A 17,246-nucleotide genomic window follows, 5' to 3' on the forward strand; every position below is an offset into this window, starting at 1 on the left:
TGCGCGCCTGTCCGGGCTACAAAGCACAATATCGCGGTGGACCCGTAGCCCGGTCAGCATAGCGCCACCGGGGAAATACCCATGCTCTTCCTAAGTTCTTTTTTGATATAGATAAGAACTTTTTCTTCTTTGTCGGAGACGGTCGGTTTGTGGGAGCGTAACAGCCACAACATAAAAACAGGGATTCAGGGGAAATAATCATGCGCATTGCAAAAACAAAAATCGCGCTGGCGCTGGGGATTCTGGCGCTGACCGCCCAGGCTCAGGCAGACCAGCTGGCAGATATCAAAGCCGCTGGCGTGGTAAAAGTCGCCACCTTCGATGCGAACCCGTCGTTTGGTTCGGTCGACCCGAAAACTCACCAGCTGGTGGGCTATGACGTTGATTTCGCTCAGGCGCTGGCGAAATCGCTCGGCGTAAAACTGGAGCTGGTCGCCACTAACCCGGCGAACCGTATCCCGCTGCTGCAATCCGGCAAGGCCGACCTGATCGTCGCCGATATCACCATTACGCCGGAGCGTGCACAGGTTATTGATTTCTCTACACCATACTTCGTTACCGGCCAGCAGTTCCTCGTCCCGGTGAAATCGGCGGACAAGCTTGAGGATTACAGCAAAGCGCGCATCGGCGCGGTAAAAGGCACCACCGGCGAACAGGCGCTGCATCAGCGCTTCCCGCAATCACGCGTGCTCTCTTATGACGATATCCCGCTGGCGCTGACCGCCCTGCGTAACGGTAACGTGCAGGCCATCACCCAGGACAGCACCATTCTCGCCGGCCTGCTGGCAGAGGCGCCGGACAAAGCCAACTTTAAAATCATCCCCGATTTGCTGAGCAAAGAAGAGATTGGCGTTGGCGTCAAGAAAGGCGAACCGGCGCTGCTGAAAGCGGTCAACGACGAACTGGTCAATCTGGAAAAATCTGGCCAGGCCGCCAAAATCTATGATGTCTGGTTTGGCCCTGCCACCAAAACTCCACAGCCGCGCGCGTTTACCATAGAAGCTAAATAATATGTTATCGGGTCTGTTTTCACGCTCCGCGGCTTCGTCCGCGGATTTTTCGCATTTGCAGCGCGCCAGTATAGAATTTCGCCAGGCGGCAAAACGCTACGGCGACCATCAGGTGCTCAACGGTATCAATCTACAGGTCGAACCCGGGGAAGTGGTCGCGATCCTCGGGCCGTCAGGATCGGGGAAATCAACGCTGATCCGCCTGGTCAATCAGCTCGAATCCCTTAGCGCAGGCGAGATTCTGATCGACGGCAAACCCACTCGCCACCTTACGGACAGCGCGCTGCGTCAGTTACGCAGCCGCGTAGGCTTTGTTTTCCAGCAGTTCAACCTCTATGCCCATCTGACGGCGCAGGAAAATATCACCCTGGCTCTGGAGCGCGTGCACGGCTGGGAAAAAACCGCCGCCCGCGAACGCGCGCTGGCGCTGCTGCAACAGGTCGGGCTGGAGGATAAAGCCCGCCAGATGCCGGCCCAGCTCTCCGGCGGCCAGCAGCAACGCGTAGCCATTGCCCGCGCCCTCGCCTCGTCGCCGCAAATTATTCTCTTCGATGAACCCACCTCGGCACTGGATCCGGAAATGATCGGCGAAGTGTTGCTGGTCATGAAGCAGCTGGCGCACAGCGGCATTACCATGGTGGTGGTGACGCATGAGATGCAGTTTGCCCGTGAAATTGCCGACCGGGTGGTGTTTATCGACGGCGGCGATATTCTCGAAGTGGCGCCGCCGGCGGACTTTTTCGCCCGGCCACAGCACGCCCGCACGCGGCGTTTTCTGCAAAAGGTGCTCAATCCGCTGCACCAGGAGGGTCTCGAGTGACCCCGGGTCTCGACTGGCACGGCGTACTGAGCGGGCAGCCGCTGCAGTGGATAATCTCCGGCTTTCTGACCACCGTGTGGGTCAGCCTCGCCGGGATGGTGCTGGCCACGCTCCTGGCGGTGCTGCTGCTGGCGCTGCGCTTAGGCGGCGGCCGCGCCGGACGCGGGCTGGTGGCCTGCTGGGTCTCGCTGTTTCGCAATACGCCGCTGCTGGTACAACTACTGTTCTGGTATTTCGCCGCCTGGAACCTGCTGCCGCTGACGGCGCGAGATTTCATCAATGCCGACCACGCCTGGTCCATTCTGCCGGGTAACGTCTGGTGGCTGACCCCGGAGTTTCTCTGCTCGATGTGGGGGCTGGGGGTATTCACCTCGGCGTTTCTGGTCGAAGAGATCGCCTCCGGGCTGCGCGCCGTCAGCCACGGTCAGCGGGAAGCCGCCCTTGCGCAGGGTTTTACCCCGTGGGGCGAACTGCGTCATATTCTGCTGCCGCAGGGGCTGGCGAACGCCTGGCAACCGATTATCGGCCAGTATCTGAACCTGATGAAGCTCTCGTCGCTGGCCAGCGGCATCGGCTTTGCCGAACTGACCTACCAGGTGCGGCAAATCGAAAGCTATAACGCCCACGCGCTGGAAGCCTTCGCCGTCGGCACGGCGCTGTATCTGGCGCTTGGGGTGGTGATGGGGATGGCGCTGGCGCGTCTGGGTCCGGGCAACACGCAGCACAGGAGCGCACAGCATGAACGCTAATCTGGCGGTTATCGCCGATAACCTCGATTACCTGCTGTGGGGACGGCTGGCGGACGGCATTCCCGGCGGCGTGGCGTTGACGCTGATGATGGCGCTCGGCGCCGCGGCGCTGGCGCTTCCCCTCGGTATTCTGCTGGCAGGCGCCGCCTGGCGTTATGGCGGCCTGGTGCGCCGGCTGCTGTTCCTGTGGGCGGAGTTGATTCGCGGCATTCCGCTTATTTTCGTCATTTTTTGGCTCTGGTATCTTCTGCCGATGCTGACCGGGAGCGACCTGCCGGGGGCGGTGACCGTCACCCTGGCGCTGGCGTGGTTTACCGCCGCCTCGGTGATGCACTCGGTGCTGGCGGGGCTGCAGTCATTGCCCGCCGGGCAATTTGAAGCGGCGCGAACCCAGGGATTTTCTGCCGGGCAAGCGCTGCGTGTGATCCTGCTGCCGCAGGCGCTGCGCAATGTTCAGCCCTCGCTGGTCGGGATTTTTATCAACCTGCTGAAAGACACCTCGCTGGCGTTTATTGTCAACGTGCCGGAGCTCACCACCGTCGCCGGCCAGGTCAATAACCGGGTACAAATCTACCCACTGGCGATTTTTGTCTTCACCGGCGCGGTCTATTACCTGCTGTGCTGCGGCCTGAGTCTGCTGGCTAACCGTCGTTATCTCCGGCGCTACGCCCGCGGCTAAGACACGGCGGCGCATCCACCCCTGCGCCGCCGGTCTGGCCCTTCGTCCCGACGGATTGGGCGACATTGCTCGCGCAATAACCGCACCGTTCACCGTTTTTTCGTCTTACCGTCATATAACGATCACATAAAAAACCATTAATAGTGCCCAGTTTAATGACGAATCTGGACGCTCTTATGAATAGTTCTCTTGCCGCGGTAACCGAAACCGATTATCCGCATTTTGGTCAGCCGAATACCGACCGGCAGCGGAAAGTCTTAAGCGTGCGTAACCTGAATAAGTCTTACAGCGCGCAGCAAACCGTACTCGATAACATCAGTTTTGATCTGCATGCCGGCGAGCTGGTGGGCGTGATTGGCCGCTCCGGCGCCGGGAAGTCGACGCTGCTGCATGTGCTGAACGGTACCCACAGCGCCACCAGCGGTGAGATCCTCAGCTACCCGGAAGTGGGCACGCCGCACGATGTGGCGAAGCTAAAAGGCCGCGCGCTGAACGCCTGGCGTAGCGAGTGCGGCATGATTTTCCAGGACTTCTGCCTGGTGCCGCGTCTTGACGTGTTAACCAACGTCCTGCTGGGCCGGCTGAGCCAGACTTCCACGCTGAAATCCCTGTTTAAGATCTTCCCTGACGCCGACCGCGCGCGCGCCATCTCGCTGCTGGAGTGGATGAATATGCTGCCCCATGCCCTGCAGCGGGCAGAAAACCTCTCCGGCGGGCAGATGCAGCGCGTGGCGATTTGTCGCGCGCTGATGCAGAACCCCGGTATTTTGCTGGCCGATGAGCCTGTCGCCTCTCTCGATCCGAAAAACACCCAGCGCATCATGAACGTACTGCGCGAAATCAGTGAACAGGGCATCAGCGTGATGGTGAACCTGCACTCGGTGGAACTGGTGAAAGAGTATTGCACGCGGGTGATTGGCGTAGCGAAGGGCAACATTATTTTTGACGACCATCCCTTACGGCTGACTCAGGATATTCTGCATCGGCTGTACGGGGATGAAATTAGCCAATTGCATTAATTTCCACTCACACGGACAATATAATGAAACAATACATCACTGGTGCAGTTCGTATATCCGCCGCGGTCGCGGGAATGATGATGGCATGGCAGGCTGGCGCTGCGGAACAGCCAAAAGAATTAAACCTGGGGATCCTGGGGGGTCAGAACGCCACCCAGCAAATTGGTGATAACCAGTGTGTAAAACAGTTTCTCGACAAAGAGCTGAACGTCGATACCAAATTACGCAACTCCTCTGACTATTCCGGCGTTATTCAGGGTCTGCTGGGCGGTAAAGTGGACGTCGTGTTGAGTATGTCGCCTTCGTCTTACGCTTCGGTTTATATCAATAACCCGAAAGCGGTCGATATTGTTGGTATCGCCGTGGATGATAAAGATCAGTCCCGTGGCTACCACTCGGTGGTCATTGTCAAAGCCGACAGCCCGTATAAGAAGTTAGAAGATCTGAAAGGTAAAGCATTCGGCTTTGCCGACCCGGACTCCACTTCCGGCTATTTGATCCCGAACCACGCCTTCAAACAGAAATTCGGCGGCACTTCGGATAACAAATACAACAACTTCTTCTCCAGCGTCACCTTCTCCGGCGGCCACGAGCAGGACATCCTGGGCGTGCTGAACGGCCAGTTCGCGGGTGCGGTCACCTGGACCTCGATGGTCGGCGACTACAACAGCGGCTACAGCGTCGGTGCTTTCAACCGTCTGATTCGTATGGATCATCCGGATCTGATGAAACAGATCCGTATCATCTGGCAATCGCCGCTGATCCCTAACGGCCCGATCCTGGTCAGCAACGCGCTGCCGGCTGACTTTAAAGCCAAAGTCATCACCGCTATCAAAAAGCTGGATACCGACAACCACTCCTGCTTTGTGAAAGCGATGGGCGGTACTCAGCATATCGGTCCGGGCAGCGTGGCCGACTTCCAGCAGATTATCGATATGAAACGCGAGCTGGTAAGCGCCCGTTAATCTCGCCCCAACGCCGCCTCCGTGGCAGTCCGCGTGAGGCGGCAACATCCTGAAGACCCGCGTATGAATATATCGAACACCGAATTTGAACGTTATTACCAGCAGATACGGGCGCGACAAAAGCGCGATACCTTTAGCTGGTCGGTGCTCCTGCTGGTGCTGTATTTCGCCGCCGGCAGCGCCGCTGAATTTAATCTCTTCACCATCTGGCACTCTCTGCCGAATTTTCTCGATTATATGTTTGAGACGCTGCCGACGCTCCACGTCAGCACGCTGTTCGCCGATGTCCACACCAAAGGCTCGCTGGCCTACTGGGGCTATCGTCTGCCGATTCAGCTGCCGCTTATCTGGGAAACATTACAACTGGCGCTGGCTTCCACGCTGATTGCGGTGGTCATTGCTACCCTGCTGGCGTTCCTCGCCGCCAATAACGCCTGGTCGCCGCCGCCGCTGCGTTTCGCCATCCGCATTCTGGTGGCGTTTTTACGCACTATGCCGGAGCTGGCGTGGGCGGTGATTTTCGTGATGGCCTTCGGCATCGGCGCCATTCCCGGGTTTCTGGCCCTGATGCTGCACACCATCGGCAGCCTGACTAAGCTGTTTTACGAAGCGGTGGAAAGCGCACAGGACAAACCAGTACGCGGCCTGATGGCCTGCGGGGCTTCGCCTGTCCAGCGCATTCGCTTCGCGCTGTGGCCGCAGGTCAAACCGATTTTTCTCTCCTACGGCTTTATGCGTCTGGAGATTAACTTTCGCTCGTCAACCATTCTTGGGCTGGTGGGTGCCGGCGGGATCGGTCAGGAGCTGATGACCAACATCAAGCTGGATCGTTACGATCAGGTCAGCATCACGCTGCTGCTGATCATCATCGTGGTGTCGCTGCTGGATATGCTGTCCGGCCGCCTGCGACAGTGGGTTCTTGAGGGTAAAAAATGAGTCAATGGCAGAGCCAACCGGATGTCGCCGCCAGCCGTCGGCAGCATCGGCAACTGTATCAAGCCCAGGGGCGCTATTTGCGCTTCGTCGGTCTGCTGACGCTGGCGGGCCTGCTTTACTACGTCTGGTTTTTTACCCAGTTTGGCATCAGCGGCGAGCAGCTCACTAGCGGTCTGCAGCAAATCGGCCGTTATCTGCTGCGGATGTTCGTCTGGCACGACTTTTTCAACTGGCCGTTTGCCTACTATTTCACGCAAATCGGCATCACTCTGGCGATTGTCTTCGTCGGGACCCTGACCGCGACGGTGATTGCGCTGCTGCTCTCTTTCCTCGCAGCGCGTAATATTATGCGCGGATTGATTCCCGGATTTATCGCTCTGCTGATGCGCCGCCTGTTTGACGTGCTGCGCGGCATTGATATGGCTATCTGGGGGCTGATTTTCGTCCGCGCCGTGGGTCTCGGGCCGCTGGCCGGGGTGCTGGCGATTATTATGCAGGATACCGGGTTGCTCGGGCGGCTGTATGCGGAAGGGCATGAGGCGGTTGACCGCTCGCCGGGACGCGGGCTGACCGCGGTGGGCGCGAACGGTCTACAGAAGCACCGCTTCGGCATTTTTACCCAGTCTTTCCCGACATTTCTGGCGCTGAGCCTGTATCAGATTGAGTCGAATACCCGTTCCGCCGCGGTGTTAGGCTTTGTCGGCGCCGGCGGTATCGGCCTGATTTATGCGGAAAACATGCGGCTGTGGAACTGGGACGTGGTGATGTTTATTACCCTGCTGCTGGTGGTCGTGGTCATGGCGATGGATACGCTCTCGGCGTGGTTACGCCGCCGCTATATTGGCGGTAGCGTGGTGCCGCTATTTAAAGCCGATTAGCTTTTCCCGGATCGCGCTGCGCTTATCCGGGCTACAGGTTCATGCTGTTTGGTAGCCCGGACAGGTGCGCAGCACCGCCTCCGGGAAGGCATCAATACGCCAGATTATCGTGCCCACGCCAGCGATAGTTAACCACCGCAGCACCCGGCCCGTAGCCCGGACAGGTGCGCAGCACCGCCTCCGGGAAGGCATCAACACGCCAGATTATCGTGCCCACGCCAGCGATAGTTAACCACCGCAGCACCCGGCCCGTAGCCCGGACAGGTGCGCAGCACCGCCTCCGGGAAGGCATCAACACGCCAGATTATCGTGCCCACGCCAGCGATAGTTAACCACCGCAGCACCCGGCCCGTAGCCCGGACAGGTGCGCAGCACCGCCTCCGGGAAGGCATCAACACGCCAGATTATCGTGCCCGCGCCAGCGGTAGTTAACCACCGCAGCACCCGGCCCGTAGCCCGGACAGGTGCGCAGCACCGCCTCCGGGGAAAATCACAGCCGCCACTCCAGCACTGGCCAGTTGTGGCTGGCATTCGCCGCCGCCAGCTGCGGGCATGGGTTAACCAGCCGGACATGGTCGGCATGCAGACACAGCGGCAAGTCGTTTATCGAATCGGTATAGAAAGTCACCTCACCAGAATACGCGGGATGCGCCTGTCGCCACTGCGCCAGACGCACGACTTTCCCCTGCTGATAGCTCGGCGTCCCGGCAATCACCCCGCTATAACAGCCATCGGCCATCTCCACATCGATACCTAACGCCTGCTCAATCCCCAGCTCCGCCGCTACCGCTTGCACTAACAGGCTGACCGACGCCGAGATAACCAGCATCTGCTCGCCTCCCGCCTGGAGAGTACGAATGAGATCCCACGCCTGCGGATAAACGCGCGGCACAATCTCTTCGCGCACGCAGCGCGCGAGCAGAGAGTCCACTTCCGGCTTCGGCACGCCGATCAGCGGAGCCTGAATCAGGGCCACGTAGTCGGCGATATTCATTTCACCGCGATCGTAATCGTCCATCAGCGTCGCTTCCCGCGCCAGATACGCCGGATCGCTCACCCACCCTTCGCGCACCAGGAACCGGCTCCATACCGTGCTGCTGTCGCCCTTAATCAAGGTATTATCCAGATCGAAAATCGTCAGATTTTTGGCCATCATTATTTTCCCTAATCAGCAAAATTGGCTCGCCAGAGCATGCTTAAGCAAGATGACGGAGAATGGCTCGCCTGCGCACCGGACAAAGGGTAGCAAAAAGAGAGGGAAAACGGTCAGGATCGCGAAATAGTGTTTCATAGTGAAAAATTTATTAACAAACACCCCCAATTTTTTCTCTTATATTTAACTGCGCAAATGAAGAGTGTGAAGTAACAGATTTACGCTACGTAAGGTTTCGTAAATTTTTTAGTGAACCATTCTGCCAATATGGCGGATACGCTATAAATACCCACGGCCCATTCTCCTTTACGAAAAATAACGATATGACGCCTAAACTTGCTCACGCTTTATTATTGATGCCGTTTTTGATTCTGGCAGGATGCTCATCTTCATCTAAACATCCGTCAAAAACCGCCGCCGGAGATCAATATGCGCCGATCGATAGCGGATCTGACGATCTGATTCCGGTGGTTGCCGCCCTTCACGATCAAATGCACACCTGGCACGGCACCCCCTATGAATGGGGCGGTACCGAGCAAAGCGGCGTCGACTGTTCCGGCTTCGTCTGGCGAACGCTCAAGGACCGCTTCAATTTGCCCATGGATCGCGTAACGACGGGCGATCTCCTGCATATGGGCATTCGCGTCAGCAGGCAGCAGCTCCGTCCGGGGGACCTGGTCTTCTTCCGGATTCATGGCGGGATGCACGTCGGTTTCTATGACACCGAGCACAGCTTCCTGCACGCCTCCAGCAGCCAGGGCGTTATGCGTTCTTCGCTGGACAACCCTTACTGGAATTCGGTGTTCTACCAGGCGCGTCGCCTGCCGAAAGAATATAACGCGCAGATCACCATGAATAATGACAACCTGCACGTCGCTAAAAATCACTGATTGCACATAAAAAAGCCGCGGCGCCAGGCGCCGCGGCTTTTTTGATCCTTCCCTGTATCGTTTACGCCGTCCTGGCGTCAGCCTAATCAGAACTGATAAGTCATACCCACAGCCACGATGTCATCATCGTTGATGCCGAGTTTATTATCGCTCTTCAGCTGGTTGATTTTATAATCAACGAAGGCGTTCATGTTTTTGTTGAAGTAATAGGTCATGCCAACATCGATATAGTTGACCAGATCTTCGTTACCCACACCTTCGATATCTTTGCCTTTTGACAGCACATAGCCCAGGGACGGACGCAGACCGAAGTCGAACTGGTACTGAGCAACCGCTTCAAAGTTCTGTGCCTTGTTAGCAAAACCGCCGCTGATTGGGGTCATGTTGCGGGTTTCGGAATACATGGTCGCCAGGTAGATATTGTTGGCGTCATATTTCAGACCGGTTGCCCAGGCTTCTGCTTTTTTACCCACGCCGCGGGACAGCAGGTTCTGCGCATTCGTGCGGTCAGAGTTGGTATACGCCGCGCTGACGGCGAAGTCGCTGCCACCGAAGTCATAGCTTAAAGAGGTACCAAAACCGTCACCGTTTTGTTTCTTAGCGTCACGGCCGCCTTCGTTTTTACCCTGATACTGCAGGGTCATATCCAGGCCATCAACCACACCGAAGAAATCGGTGTTACGGTAGGTCGCCAGACCATTGGCACGCTTGGTCATGAAGTTATCGGTCTGCGCGGAAGAGTCGCCGCCGAATTCCGGGAACATATCGGTCCAGGCTTCAACGTCATACAGAGCACCGAGGTTACGACCGTAATCGAAAGAACCGAAGTTTTTCAATTTCAGACCAGCAAACGCCAGACGGGTTTTCTGGGTGGAGTCGCTTTCCGTTTTGTTGCCGGAGAATTCGGATTCCCAACGACCGTAGCCGGTCAGTTGGTCGTTAATCTGCGTTTCGCCTTTGATGCCGAAACGTACATAGGTCTGGTCGCCATCTTTGCTGTCATAGTCGCTGAAGTAGTGCATCGCTCTGACTTTGCCGTACACGTCCAGTTTGTTGCCATTTTTATTATAAACTTCTGCTGCCTGTGTAGCTGAAGAAGCAACAACACCCATCATCAGTAATGCCAGTGAGCTCTTTTTCATTATTCAGTCCTGGTGATTTATTTATACGCGCTAATCAATTCCGGGCGAAGGCCCCGTGAAAAACAGGAGGTTTTTTAACGCTCAGATATTAAAGTTTTATGACAACATGGAACTTTTCATAAAAAAGAGTATTTAGATGTTTCTGTCATAAAATTGTCATCACACTCCTCCATAATGACCGATCTCGCGCAATAAAGTGGCCCTCCCAATACGCCAGGTGTTGGCAAGCGGCCTGAGTCCTGTTACAACATCAGCTCGATATCGATATTCCTTTTTGAACGGCAGAGAATCATGAGTGATAGCCAGACGCTGGTGGTAAAACTGGGCACCAGTGTTTTAACGGGCGGATCCCGTCGCCTGAACCGCGCCCATATCGTCGAATTAGTGCGTCAATGCGCACAGCTGCACGCCATGGGCCACCGAATTGTCATTGTGACCTCCGGGGCCATTGCCGCCGGGCGTGAGCATCTCGGCTACCCGGAACTGCCCGCGACCATTGCGTCGAAACAGCTTCTGGCTGCGGTAGGACAGAGCCGTCTGATCCAGCTGTGGGAACAGCTGTTTTCCATTTATGGTATTCACGTTGGCCAGATGCTGCTGACCCGTGCGGATATGGAAGACCGCGAGCGTTTCCTCAACGCCCGCGATACCCTGCGCGCGCTGCTGGATAACAACATCGTGCCGGTCATTAACGAAAATGACGCTGTGGCGACCGCCGAGATTAAAGTCGGCGATAACGACAACCTCTCCGCGCTGGCGGCGATCCTTGCCGGCGCCGATAAGCTGCTGCTACTGACCGACCAGCCGGGTCTGTTCACCGCCGATCCGCGTAATAACCCGCAGGCAGAGCTGATCAAAGATGTCTATGGCATTGATGACGCCCTGCGCGCCATCGCCGGCGATAGCGTTTCCGGCCTGGGCACCGGCGGTATGGGAACCAAGCTGCAGGCCGCCGATGTCGCCTGCCGTGCAGGTATCGACACCATTATTGCCGCCGGCAACCGTCCCGGCGTGATTGCCGATGTGATGGAGAGCGTATCGGTCGGTACCCGTTTCCACGCCCAGGAATCACCGCTGGAGAACCGCAAGCGCTGGATCTTCGGCGCCCCGCCGGCGGGTGAAATCAGCGTGGATGCCGGCGCCACCCAGGCGATTCTGGAACGCGGCAGTTCACTGCTGCCAAAAGGCATCAAAACCGTCACGGGTAACTTTTCCCGCGGTGAAGTTATTCGCATCCGCAATAGCGAAGGACGCGATATTGCCCACGGCGTCAGCCGCTACAACAGCGATGCGCTGCGCCTGATTGCTGGCCAGCACTCGCAGCAGATTGATGCCATTCTGGGCTACGAATACGGCCCGGTTGCCGTCCATCGTGACGATATGATTATCCGTTAAGGAGCTGAAAATGCTGGAACAAATGGGCATTGCTGCCAAGGCGGCCTCTTACCAACTCGCGCAACTCTCCAGCCGTGAAAAGAATCAGGTGCTGGAAAAGATCGCCGATTATCTCGAAGCGCAGAGTGAAGAAATTCTGCGCGCAAACGCCGAAGACCTGACGGAAGCGCGCGCCAATGGCCTGAGCGAGGCGCTGCTTGACCGTCTGGCGTTGAACCCGGCGCGTTTGAATGGCATTGCGAACGACGTGCGCCAGGTATGTAATCTGGCCGATCCGGTCGGCCAGGTGATCGATGGCGGTCTGCTTGACAGCGGCCTGCGCATCGAACGCCGCCGCGTGCCGCTGGGCGTGGTGGGGGTGATTTATGAAGCCCGCCCTAACGTCACTGTCGATGTTGCTTCCCTGTGCCTGAAAACCGGCAATGCCGCGATTTTGCGCGGGGGAAAAGAGACCTGGCGCACCAATGCCGCCACAGTGAGAGTGATTCAGCGGGCGCTGGAGGAGTGCGGGCTGCCGGCCGCAACGGTCCAGGCGATTGAGAACCCGGATCGCGCGCTGGTTGGCGAGATGCTGAAGATGGATAAGTACATCGATATGCTGATCCCGCGCGGCGGCGCCGGTCTGCACAAGCTGTGCCGCGAGCAGTCCACGATTCCGGTGATCACCGGCGGGATTGGCGTGTGTCATATCTATATTGATGATTCCGCCGACATTGCTGAAGCGCTGAAGATCATCGTCAATGCCAAAGTTCAACGCCCAAGCGCCTGTAACTCGGTAGAAACCTTACTGGTGAATCAGCATATCGCCGACCGTTTCCTGCCAGCCCTGAGCACACAGATGGCGGAAAGCGGCGTAACGCTGCATGCTGACGCCGCCACCCTGCCGGTATTGCAAAACGGCCCGGCAAGCGTCGAGCCGGTGAAGGCGGAACAGTACAACGATGAGTATCTGTCGCTGGATCTGAATGTCAAAGTGGTTGCCGGCCTCGACGAGGCCATCGCGCATATCCGCGAGCACGGTACCCAGCATTCTGATGCCATCCTGACCCGTACGCTGAGCAATGCCAACCGCTTTATCAACGAAGTGGATTCTTCAGCGGTCTACATTAACGCCTCTACCCGCTTTACCGACGGCGGCCAGTTCGGCCTCGGCGCAGAAGTGGCGGTCAGCACCCAGAAACTGCACGCGCGCGGCCCGATGGGCCTGGAAGCGTTAACGACCTATAAATGGATTGGTTTCGGCGACGATACGATTCGTGCTTAAGTCAAATCGACAGCAGCAGTGAAATGGGGGCGATTGCCCCCATTTTTATTTACTGGCTAATCTCCAGGCCATCGCAGGCAGAAGAGCCATTGTTATCAATAATCAGGGTAATATCTTTGTTGTGAAAATCACGCATATCGACAACCACGTTCTCCGCCGTGGCAATATGCTTTTCTACACGCTGCGTCGCATCCTCGATGATCACCTTCACCCCATCGGTTTTCCCGCAGTTTTTATTGACGGAAGTAATACGTAACGTGTCATATTCCCCGACAAACATCCTGACAACAGTCGGCGTCGTTGCGCCCGGATGGGCGTAGATTCGCCCTTCACGATACATACTAAACTGACCCCAGGTGTCGCCTTTCTGTACCGCCGCGCTCAGATAACTCTCCGTAAGATTATTTTCATATTCCGCTTTCCATGAAGGATAGGAGCGGGCAAATTCATCAATCATGCTTCGGTATTCATCGATCGTATACGGTCTTGTTTTTTCATAGACGTATGCCTGAACACCGCCACTGAGTATAAAGGGCTGGCTCACTCTTATATAAGCAGCACCGATCCCCTTGCCTTCCAGGATAAGGTTATTTGGCAGAGAGATAACCTGCTGCCCATGAATATCAAGGTGCGTTTGTGTGGGGTCGGTCACAATAGCATAACGAGAACTAAAGGCTTCAATCGTCAGTTTATCACGCAAGTCTACCTGTGAGACATTGGCGATATGACTGACAAATGATGCCGGTGAAATAGCTGCAAACAGATCATTATTCAGCGAACCACTGGAGGCAAAAACAGCTACCTTATCATCCGCACCGATACGCGCACTCATAAAGGCAATAAGCTCATGATAATGGTCAAAGTTCTCTAATCTGAGCGGATATTCTTTACCGGGAAGATAGCGGCTGACCCATTCCGGTTTACCAAATGGTTTTGAATAGGTGCTAATGAAGACCGCAGCCGTCAATAATGCGAATGCGATGGTAAGCGTTGTCGCCAGCCCTTTTTTTAACTTATCAAAGAATAGCTTTAAAGCCGAAAGCACGAGTATCGCCAACCAAAAACAGAGCGGCATCCCATGCTGCATCCCGGGCGTCTGTGTTCGGGTAAATATAATATAAGTGATGATAAAGTTAGCCAGTGCAAAAGCACAAAGAACTTTAAGTCGGGAACTGGAACCGAAGAAGATATAGGTCACACCCAGAAAAATCAATGGCAGCAGATATAACCCTGCGTAGTTAAGGGTTATGAGTAACGTTGCCTCTTCAGTCGCTTTGTATGCTGAATAAATATCAGAATAGTTGGTCGTCAGTATTCTTTTCGCCAGTTCAAACTGAAAGAGACAGACTGCAAAAATAACCACCACCGCAGAAATGGTAAAGAAAGAAAAGTATTTAAATATTCTCTCTTTACTAAACCTCGCCTCCCCACCAAACAAAAAAGTATTCAGAAAAGGTAAAGTGATAAACAATGAAACCACGCTATATGCATACCACCGCCGGAAAGCAAAGGGCAGCCACAGCAACACCCCCACGGCGATTGCAAGCAATATAAAACGGTATCCACGATAGTTTAAAATATCAACTTTAAACAAAATCAAGCAGCACAGCGATAGTGGAATCATTCCTACAATATCAGGATAGCCACGCAATGTTGGTGTAACAAAAGGAATGAAACTTGCTATAAAAATGAAAACATAGGGCTGATATTTTTTATCCAAACCTGCAGCAGAAGTAAACAAACGCATGGCAATATAAGCAAATGGTAACAAATAAAGAATATATACCCCTAAGATGTAAGCTTCCCGATTCCCCGTTGGCAGATAGTTAAACGGGATCAGCGCAATTATTGGCAATGGGTTGTAGTCTGTTGAATAGACTGAAGATTTTATATTACCAAGCCATTGGCTAAATGAATCATGCAATAACCCAGTATATTCATTCCATACTACCCAGTAAAATCTGGAATCCCATGTATAAGCCTGATTTTCACTTGCCACAAACGAATAGCAAAGTGCTGATAATATGGCCACAGAAGCCACATACAGTATTCCCCTGATAATTTTTTCGCTATTCATCATCAACCTTCTGCTGCGTTGTTTTTTCGATAAAATATTTAGGCCGACGTTTGGCCTCCATATAAATTTTACCTACATACTCACCTATGATACCTAACGATAGCATCTGCACTCCGCCGAGGAAGAAAATTGCGATCATGACTGAAGTCCAACCTTCAACGGTATTTCCAGTGAATTTTTCGAACAGTGCGTAAATTGCTGCCAAAACCGAAATAACACTGATCGCAAACCCTGAGACAGCGATAATTCTTAATGGCGTAATGGTCAGTGAAGTAATACCTTCAATGGCCAGAGCAAGCATTTTTTTCAATGGATACTTCGACTCGCCGGCCAGACGCACTGTTCTCGAATATGCTACCTGAGTGGCACGATAACCAATCAGCGGCACCAACCCACGTAAATATAAATTTTGCTCTTTAAAGCTCAGCAGCGCCTTTTTAGCACGATCACTTAACAATCTAAAATCAGCATGCTGAGGAATCTGTTGCACTCCCATCCATTTCATGAAGCTATAAAAGAGGCCTGCGGTTTTTCTTTTAAATGGGGAATCTGAAGTCCGATCGTTACGTACGCCATATACAATCTCATTTCCATTGAGATATTCTTTAACCATTAATGCAATAACGGAAGTATCATCCTGAAGATCCGCATCAATGCTCACGGTAATATCAGATTCGGCGGCTTCAAGACCCGCAACCAGGGCAACCTGATGACCACGGTTTCTTGAAAGCTTAACCCCTTTAACCATGGAGTAATCTCTCGATGATTGAGCAATCAACTGCCACGTTGCATCACGACTACCATCATCAACAAATAAAATATAGCTATCTGCCGAAATCAGTGCCGCCGAGACTAACTGTGTAAGAACCGCTTGTAATTCAGATAAGCAGTAACTAAATACCTCTTCTTCATTGTAACATGGTACAACAATAGCCAACTTTGGTTTTTTCATTATTTCATCACCCAGAGTTTATTAATTAAAAAACCAGCAATTGTGTAAACGATCATGCCACATAACTGAGATATATAAATCAAATCAGGAAATATCAATAAAAATATTTTGATCGTTATAATATTTGCTACCCAGCACATAGCACAAGATGCCAGAAATTTTATAAACCGTTTGCCGGTCAGCGCTATTGAAAACGTAAACAACGAATTAACGACAAAGCTAAAAAGAATACCGACCACATATCCCATGGCATTTGATATATATACCCCAACTCCGGCAGACATTAATAAGAATATCACCACCGCAGTTATTGCTGTATTCAACAACCCCACCATTACGTATTTCAACGCGGGATTAGAAAGTATTCTTTTCACTGCATCATCCTGTTATTAGCCGCTACTAATTTTATCATTCAGGGGAAAGCTGACAACTACTAAGGTTAGCCAATGTCCTTGAATGGCATGCAGTTAGCATTTTTGCAAATCCTGTGAGTTGCGGCGACGGTATTCAAAAAATGCACGGCTTCAGAGCGGCCAACACCCTCAGTGACCTGGACCCGGTCAACGATCGTCGTGGAAGTGGGACAATTTGCTGCTTAACGCCGTGCAAGTGCTGGAAAAATAGCCATTCAATACAAGAGGGCATTGACGCCCCCTCGACTTAGTTTTAACCTTCTACCCCGTGATTCACATTCGTGGGCACGTCCTCTTCAGGGCCGATATAGCTCAGTTGGTAGAGCAGCGCATTCGTAATGCGAAGGTCGTAGGTTCGACTCCTATTATCGGCACCATCATGTAAAGATCCTTATAAATCAATAAGTTAGACTTAAAAATCTGTCTTTTATTCATCTATAAGAATCGGTAAATCATCCCTCATAACTGCCGTTATGGTTGATATGGCAATTGGGAATGTTAACTGTAACGGCCTGTAGTTGTACAGCTCGAACAGGTACAAGCTCAACTCGAAGCCTATGACGTTGCCAGCGTCTCTAATCAATCCCAACACTTTTAACCGTTCCACACTTAGCGCGGTGTCCCGTAACAGCCTGTCGTGATGACACGCCACGGATAAACGAGCAAATGATGGGAATCCTAACCAGTCCGGGAAAGGGGCTGGCTCTCTCGTGGTGTTCACCGTGCCATAAACGAACGGTACTCGATAAGAGAACGGTTAACTGAAAGATGCGCATAAGGCGCTTGTTATGGTGTCCCATCACGGCGCTAAATGGCTGCTATTGCCTTGAAATCACTCATGCCGATTCAATCAGGTGAGCCAATGCCAGCAATCTCACGCGCTGCTCTGATAATCCGCCCAATT

18 protein-coding genes and 1 tRNA gene are annotated in these 17,246 nt (G+C 53.8%); 12 read left to right on the plus strand and 7 right to left on the minus strand.

Going from position 1 to position 17,246, the window contains the following annotated elements:
• Positions 1-200: 200 nt before the first annotated feature.
• The 8 genes from CWM52_RS25110 to phnE (CWM52_RS25145) all read left to right on the plus strand — a co-directional run bounded on the left by CWM52_RS25110 (position 201) and on the right by phnE (CWM52_RS25145) (position 7,056).
• Positions 201-1,010 (plus strand): ABC transporter substrate-binding protein, encoded by an 810-nt coding sequence (locus tag CWM52_RS25110; RefSeq protein ID WP_100686541.1) that lies wholly within the window; start codon positions 201-203, stop codon positions 1,008-1,010.
• A gap of 1 nt (position 1,011) precedes the next feature.
• A complete protein-coding gene (locus tag CWM52_RS25115) occupies positions 1,012-1,830 on the plus strand; it encodes an amino acid ABC transporter ATP-binding protein (protein WP_100686542.1) in 819 nt (272 codons plus the stop codon).
• Positions 1,827-2,579 carry an amino acid ABC transporter permease gene (locus CWM52_RS25120; protein ID WP_100686543.1) on the plus strand — a complete coding sequence of 251 codons (753 nt, stop codon included), beginning with the start codon at positions 1,827-1,829 and terminating at the stop codon, positions 2,577-2,579. The genes CWM52_RS25115 and CWM52_RS25120 overlap by 4 nt, the downstream gene beginning before the upstream one ends.
• The gene (locus tag CWM52_RS25125; RefSeq protein WP_100686544.1) at positions 2,569-3,258 is read left to right on the plus strand and encodes an amino acid ABC transporter permease; all 690 of its coding nucleotides are present in this window, start codon (positions 2,569-2,571) and stop codon (positions 3,256-3,258) included. Before CWM52_RS25120 ends, CWM52_RS25125 begins: the two co-directional genes overlap by 11 nt.
• Before the next feature lie 176 nt (positions 3,259-3,434).
• The gene (gene phnC, locus CWM52_RS25130; RefSeq protein WP_100686545.1) at positions 3,435-4,277 is read left to right on the plus strand and encodes a phosphonate ABC transporter ATP-binding protein; all 843 of its coding nucleotides are present in this window, start codon (positions 3,435-3,437) and stop codon (positions 4,275-4,277) included.
• Positions 4,278-4,300: 23 nt separating this feature from the next.
• The gene (phnD, locus tag CWM52_RS25135; RefSeq protein ID WP_100686546.1) at positions 4,301-5,242 is read left to right on the plus strand and encodes a phosphonate ABC transporter substrate-binding protein; all 942 of its coding nucleotides are present in this window, start codon (positions 4,301-4,303) and stop codon (positions 5,240-5,242) included.
• Between the two features lie 63 nt (positions 5,243-5,305).
• Positions 5,306-6,178, plus strand: coding sequence for a phosphonate ABC transporter, permease protein PhnE (gene phnE / locus CWM52_RS25140; RefSeq protein WP_100686547.1), 873 nt, complete (start codon positions 5,306-5,308; stop codon positions 6,176-6,178).
• Positions 6,175-7,056 carry a phosphonate ABC transporter, permease protein PhnE gene (phnE, locus tag CWM52_RS25145; RefSeq protein ID WP_100686548.1) on the plus strand — a complete coding sequence of 294 codons (882 nt, stop codon included), beginning with the start codon at positions 6,175-6,177 and terminating at the stop codon, positions 7,054-7,056. The genes phnE (CWM52_RS25140) and phnE (CWM52_RS25145) overlap by 4 nt, the downstream gene beginning before the upstream one ends.
• A gap of 91 nt (positions 7,057-7,147) precedes the next feature.
• Here phnE (CWM52_RS25145) and CWM52_RS26440 read toward each other — a convergent pair whose 3' ends face one another.
• From CWM52_RS26440 to CWM52_RS25150, 3 genes are read right to left on the minus strand one after another with little or no spacing between them, the layout of a single operon-like run.
• Positions 7,148-7,300 carry a hypothetical protein gene (locus CWM52_RS26440; protein ID WP_165785442.1) on the minus strand — a complete coding sequence of 51 codons (153 nt, stop codon included), beginning with the start codon at positions 7,298-7,300 and terminating at the stop codon, positions 7,148-7,150.
• 47 nt (positions 7,301-7,347) lie between these two features.
• A complete protein-coding gene (locus CWM52_RS26445; protein WP_165785443.1) occupies positions 7,348-7,500 on the minus strand; it encodes a hypothetical protein in 153 nt (50 codons plus the stop codon).
• A gap of 46 nt (positions 7,501-7,546) precedes the next feature.
• Positions 7,547-8,209: an HAD family hydrolase gene (locus CWM52_RS25150; RefSeq protein ID WP_100686549.1), complete on the minus strand. Its 663-nt coding sequence runs from the start codon at positions 8,207-8,209 to the stop codon at positions 7,547-7,549.
• 323 nt (positions 8,210-8,532) lie between these two features.
• Between CWM52_RS25150 and CWM52_RS25155 the strand changes: the two genes are divergently transcribed.
• Positions 8,533-9,099, plus strand: coding sequence for a C40 family peptidase (locus CWM52_RS25155; protein WP_100686550.1), 567 nt, complete (start codon positions 8,533-8,535; stop codon positions 9,097-9,099).
• A gap of 86 nt (positions 9,100-9,185) precedes the next feature.
• Here CWM52_RS25155 and phoE read toward each other — a convergent pair whose 3' ends face one another.
• Positions 9,186-10,241 (minus strand): phosphoporin PhoE, encoded by a 1,056-nt coding sequence (phoE, locus tag CWM52_RS25160; protein WP_100686551.1) that lies wholly within the window; start codon positions 10,239-10,241, stop codon positions 9,186-9,188.
• Between the two features lie 291 nt (positions 10,242-10,532).
• Between phoE and proB the strand changes: the two genes are divergently transcribed.
• Together proB and proA are read left to right on the plus strand one after the other, a co-directional pair.
• A complete protein-coding gene (proB, locus tag CWM52_RS25165; RefSeq protein ID WP_004858334.1) occupies positions 10,533-11,636 on the plus strand; it encodes a glutamate 5-kinase in 1,104 nt (367 codons plus the stop codon).
• 10 nt (positions 11,637-11,646) lie between these two features.
• Positions 11,647-12,900: a glutamate-5-semialdehyde dehydrogenase gene (proA, locus tag CWM52_RS25170; RefSeq protein ID WP_100686552.1), complete on the plus strand. Its 1,254-nt coding sequence runs from the start codon at positions 11,647-11,649 to the stop codon at positions 12,898-12,900.
• Between the two features lie 49 nt (positions 12,901-12,949).
• Here the strand turns inward: proA and CWM52_RS25175 are convergent, their stop codons facing one another.
• The 3 genes from CWM52_RS25175 to CWM52_RS25185 are packed head-to-tail and all read right to left on the minus strand — an operon-like array spanning position 12,950 to position 16,303.
• Positions 12,950-14,980, minus strand: a complete 2,031-nt coding sequence (locus tag CWM52_RS25175; RefSeq protein WP_227521339.1) for a hypothetical protein — start codon at positions 14,978-14,980, stop codon at positions 12,950-12,952.
• Complete coding sequence (locus CWM52_RS25180; RefSeq protein WP_100686554.1) at positions 14,970-15,929, minus strand: glycosyltransferase family 2 protein; 960 nt, start codon at positions 15,927-15,929, stop codon at positions 14,970-14,972. Before CWM52_RS25180 ends, CWM52_RS25175 begins: the two co-directional genes overlap by 11 nt.
• The gene (locus CWM52_RS25185; protein WP_227521340.1) at positions 15,929-16,303 is read right to left on the minus strand and encodes a GtrA family protein; all 375 of its coding nucleotides are present in this window, start codon (positions 16,301-16,303) and stop codon (positions 15,929-15,931) included. Before CWM52_RS25185 ends, CWM52_RS25180 begins: the two co-directional genes overlap by 1 nt.
• Before the next feature lie 340 nt (positions 16,304-16,643).
• On the opposite strand from CWM52_RS25185, the gene CWM52_RS25190 reads away from it, so the two are divergent.
• Positions 16,644-16,719: transfer RNA gene (locus CWM52_RS25190), tRNA-Thr, on the plus strand.
• The last annotated feature ends 527 nt before the right edge of the window (positions 16,720-17,246 follow it).

This window comes from Raoultella sp. T31, from assembly GCF_002806725.1.
Classification (GTDB): domain Bacteria; phylum Pseudomonadota; class Gammaproteobacteria; order Enterobacterales; family Enterobacteriaceae; genus Klebsiella; species Klebsiella electrica.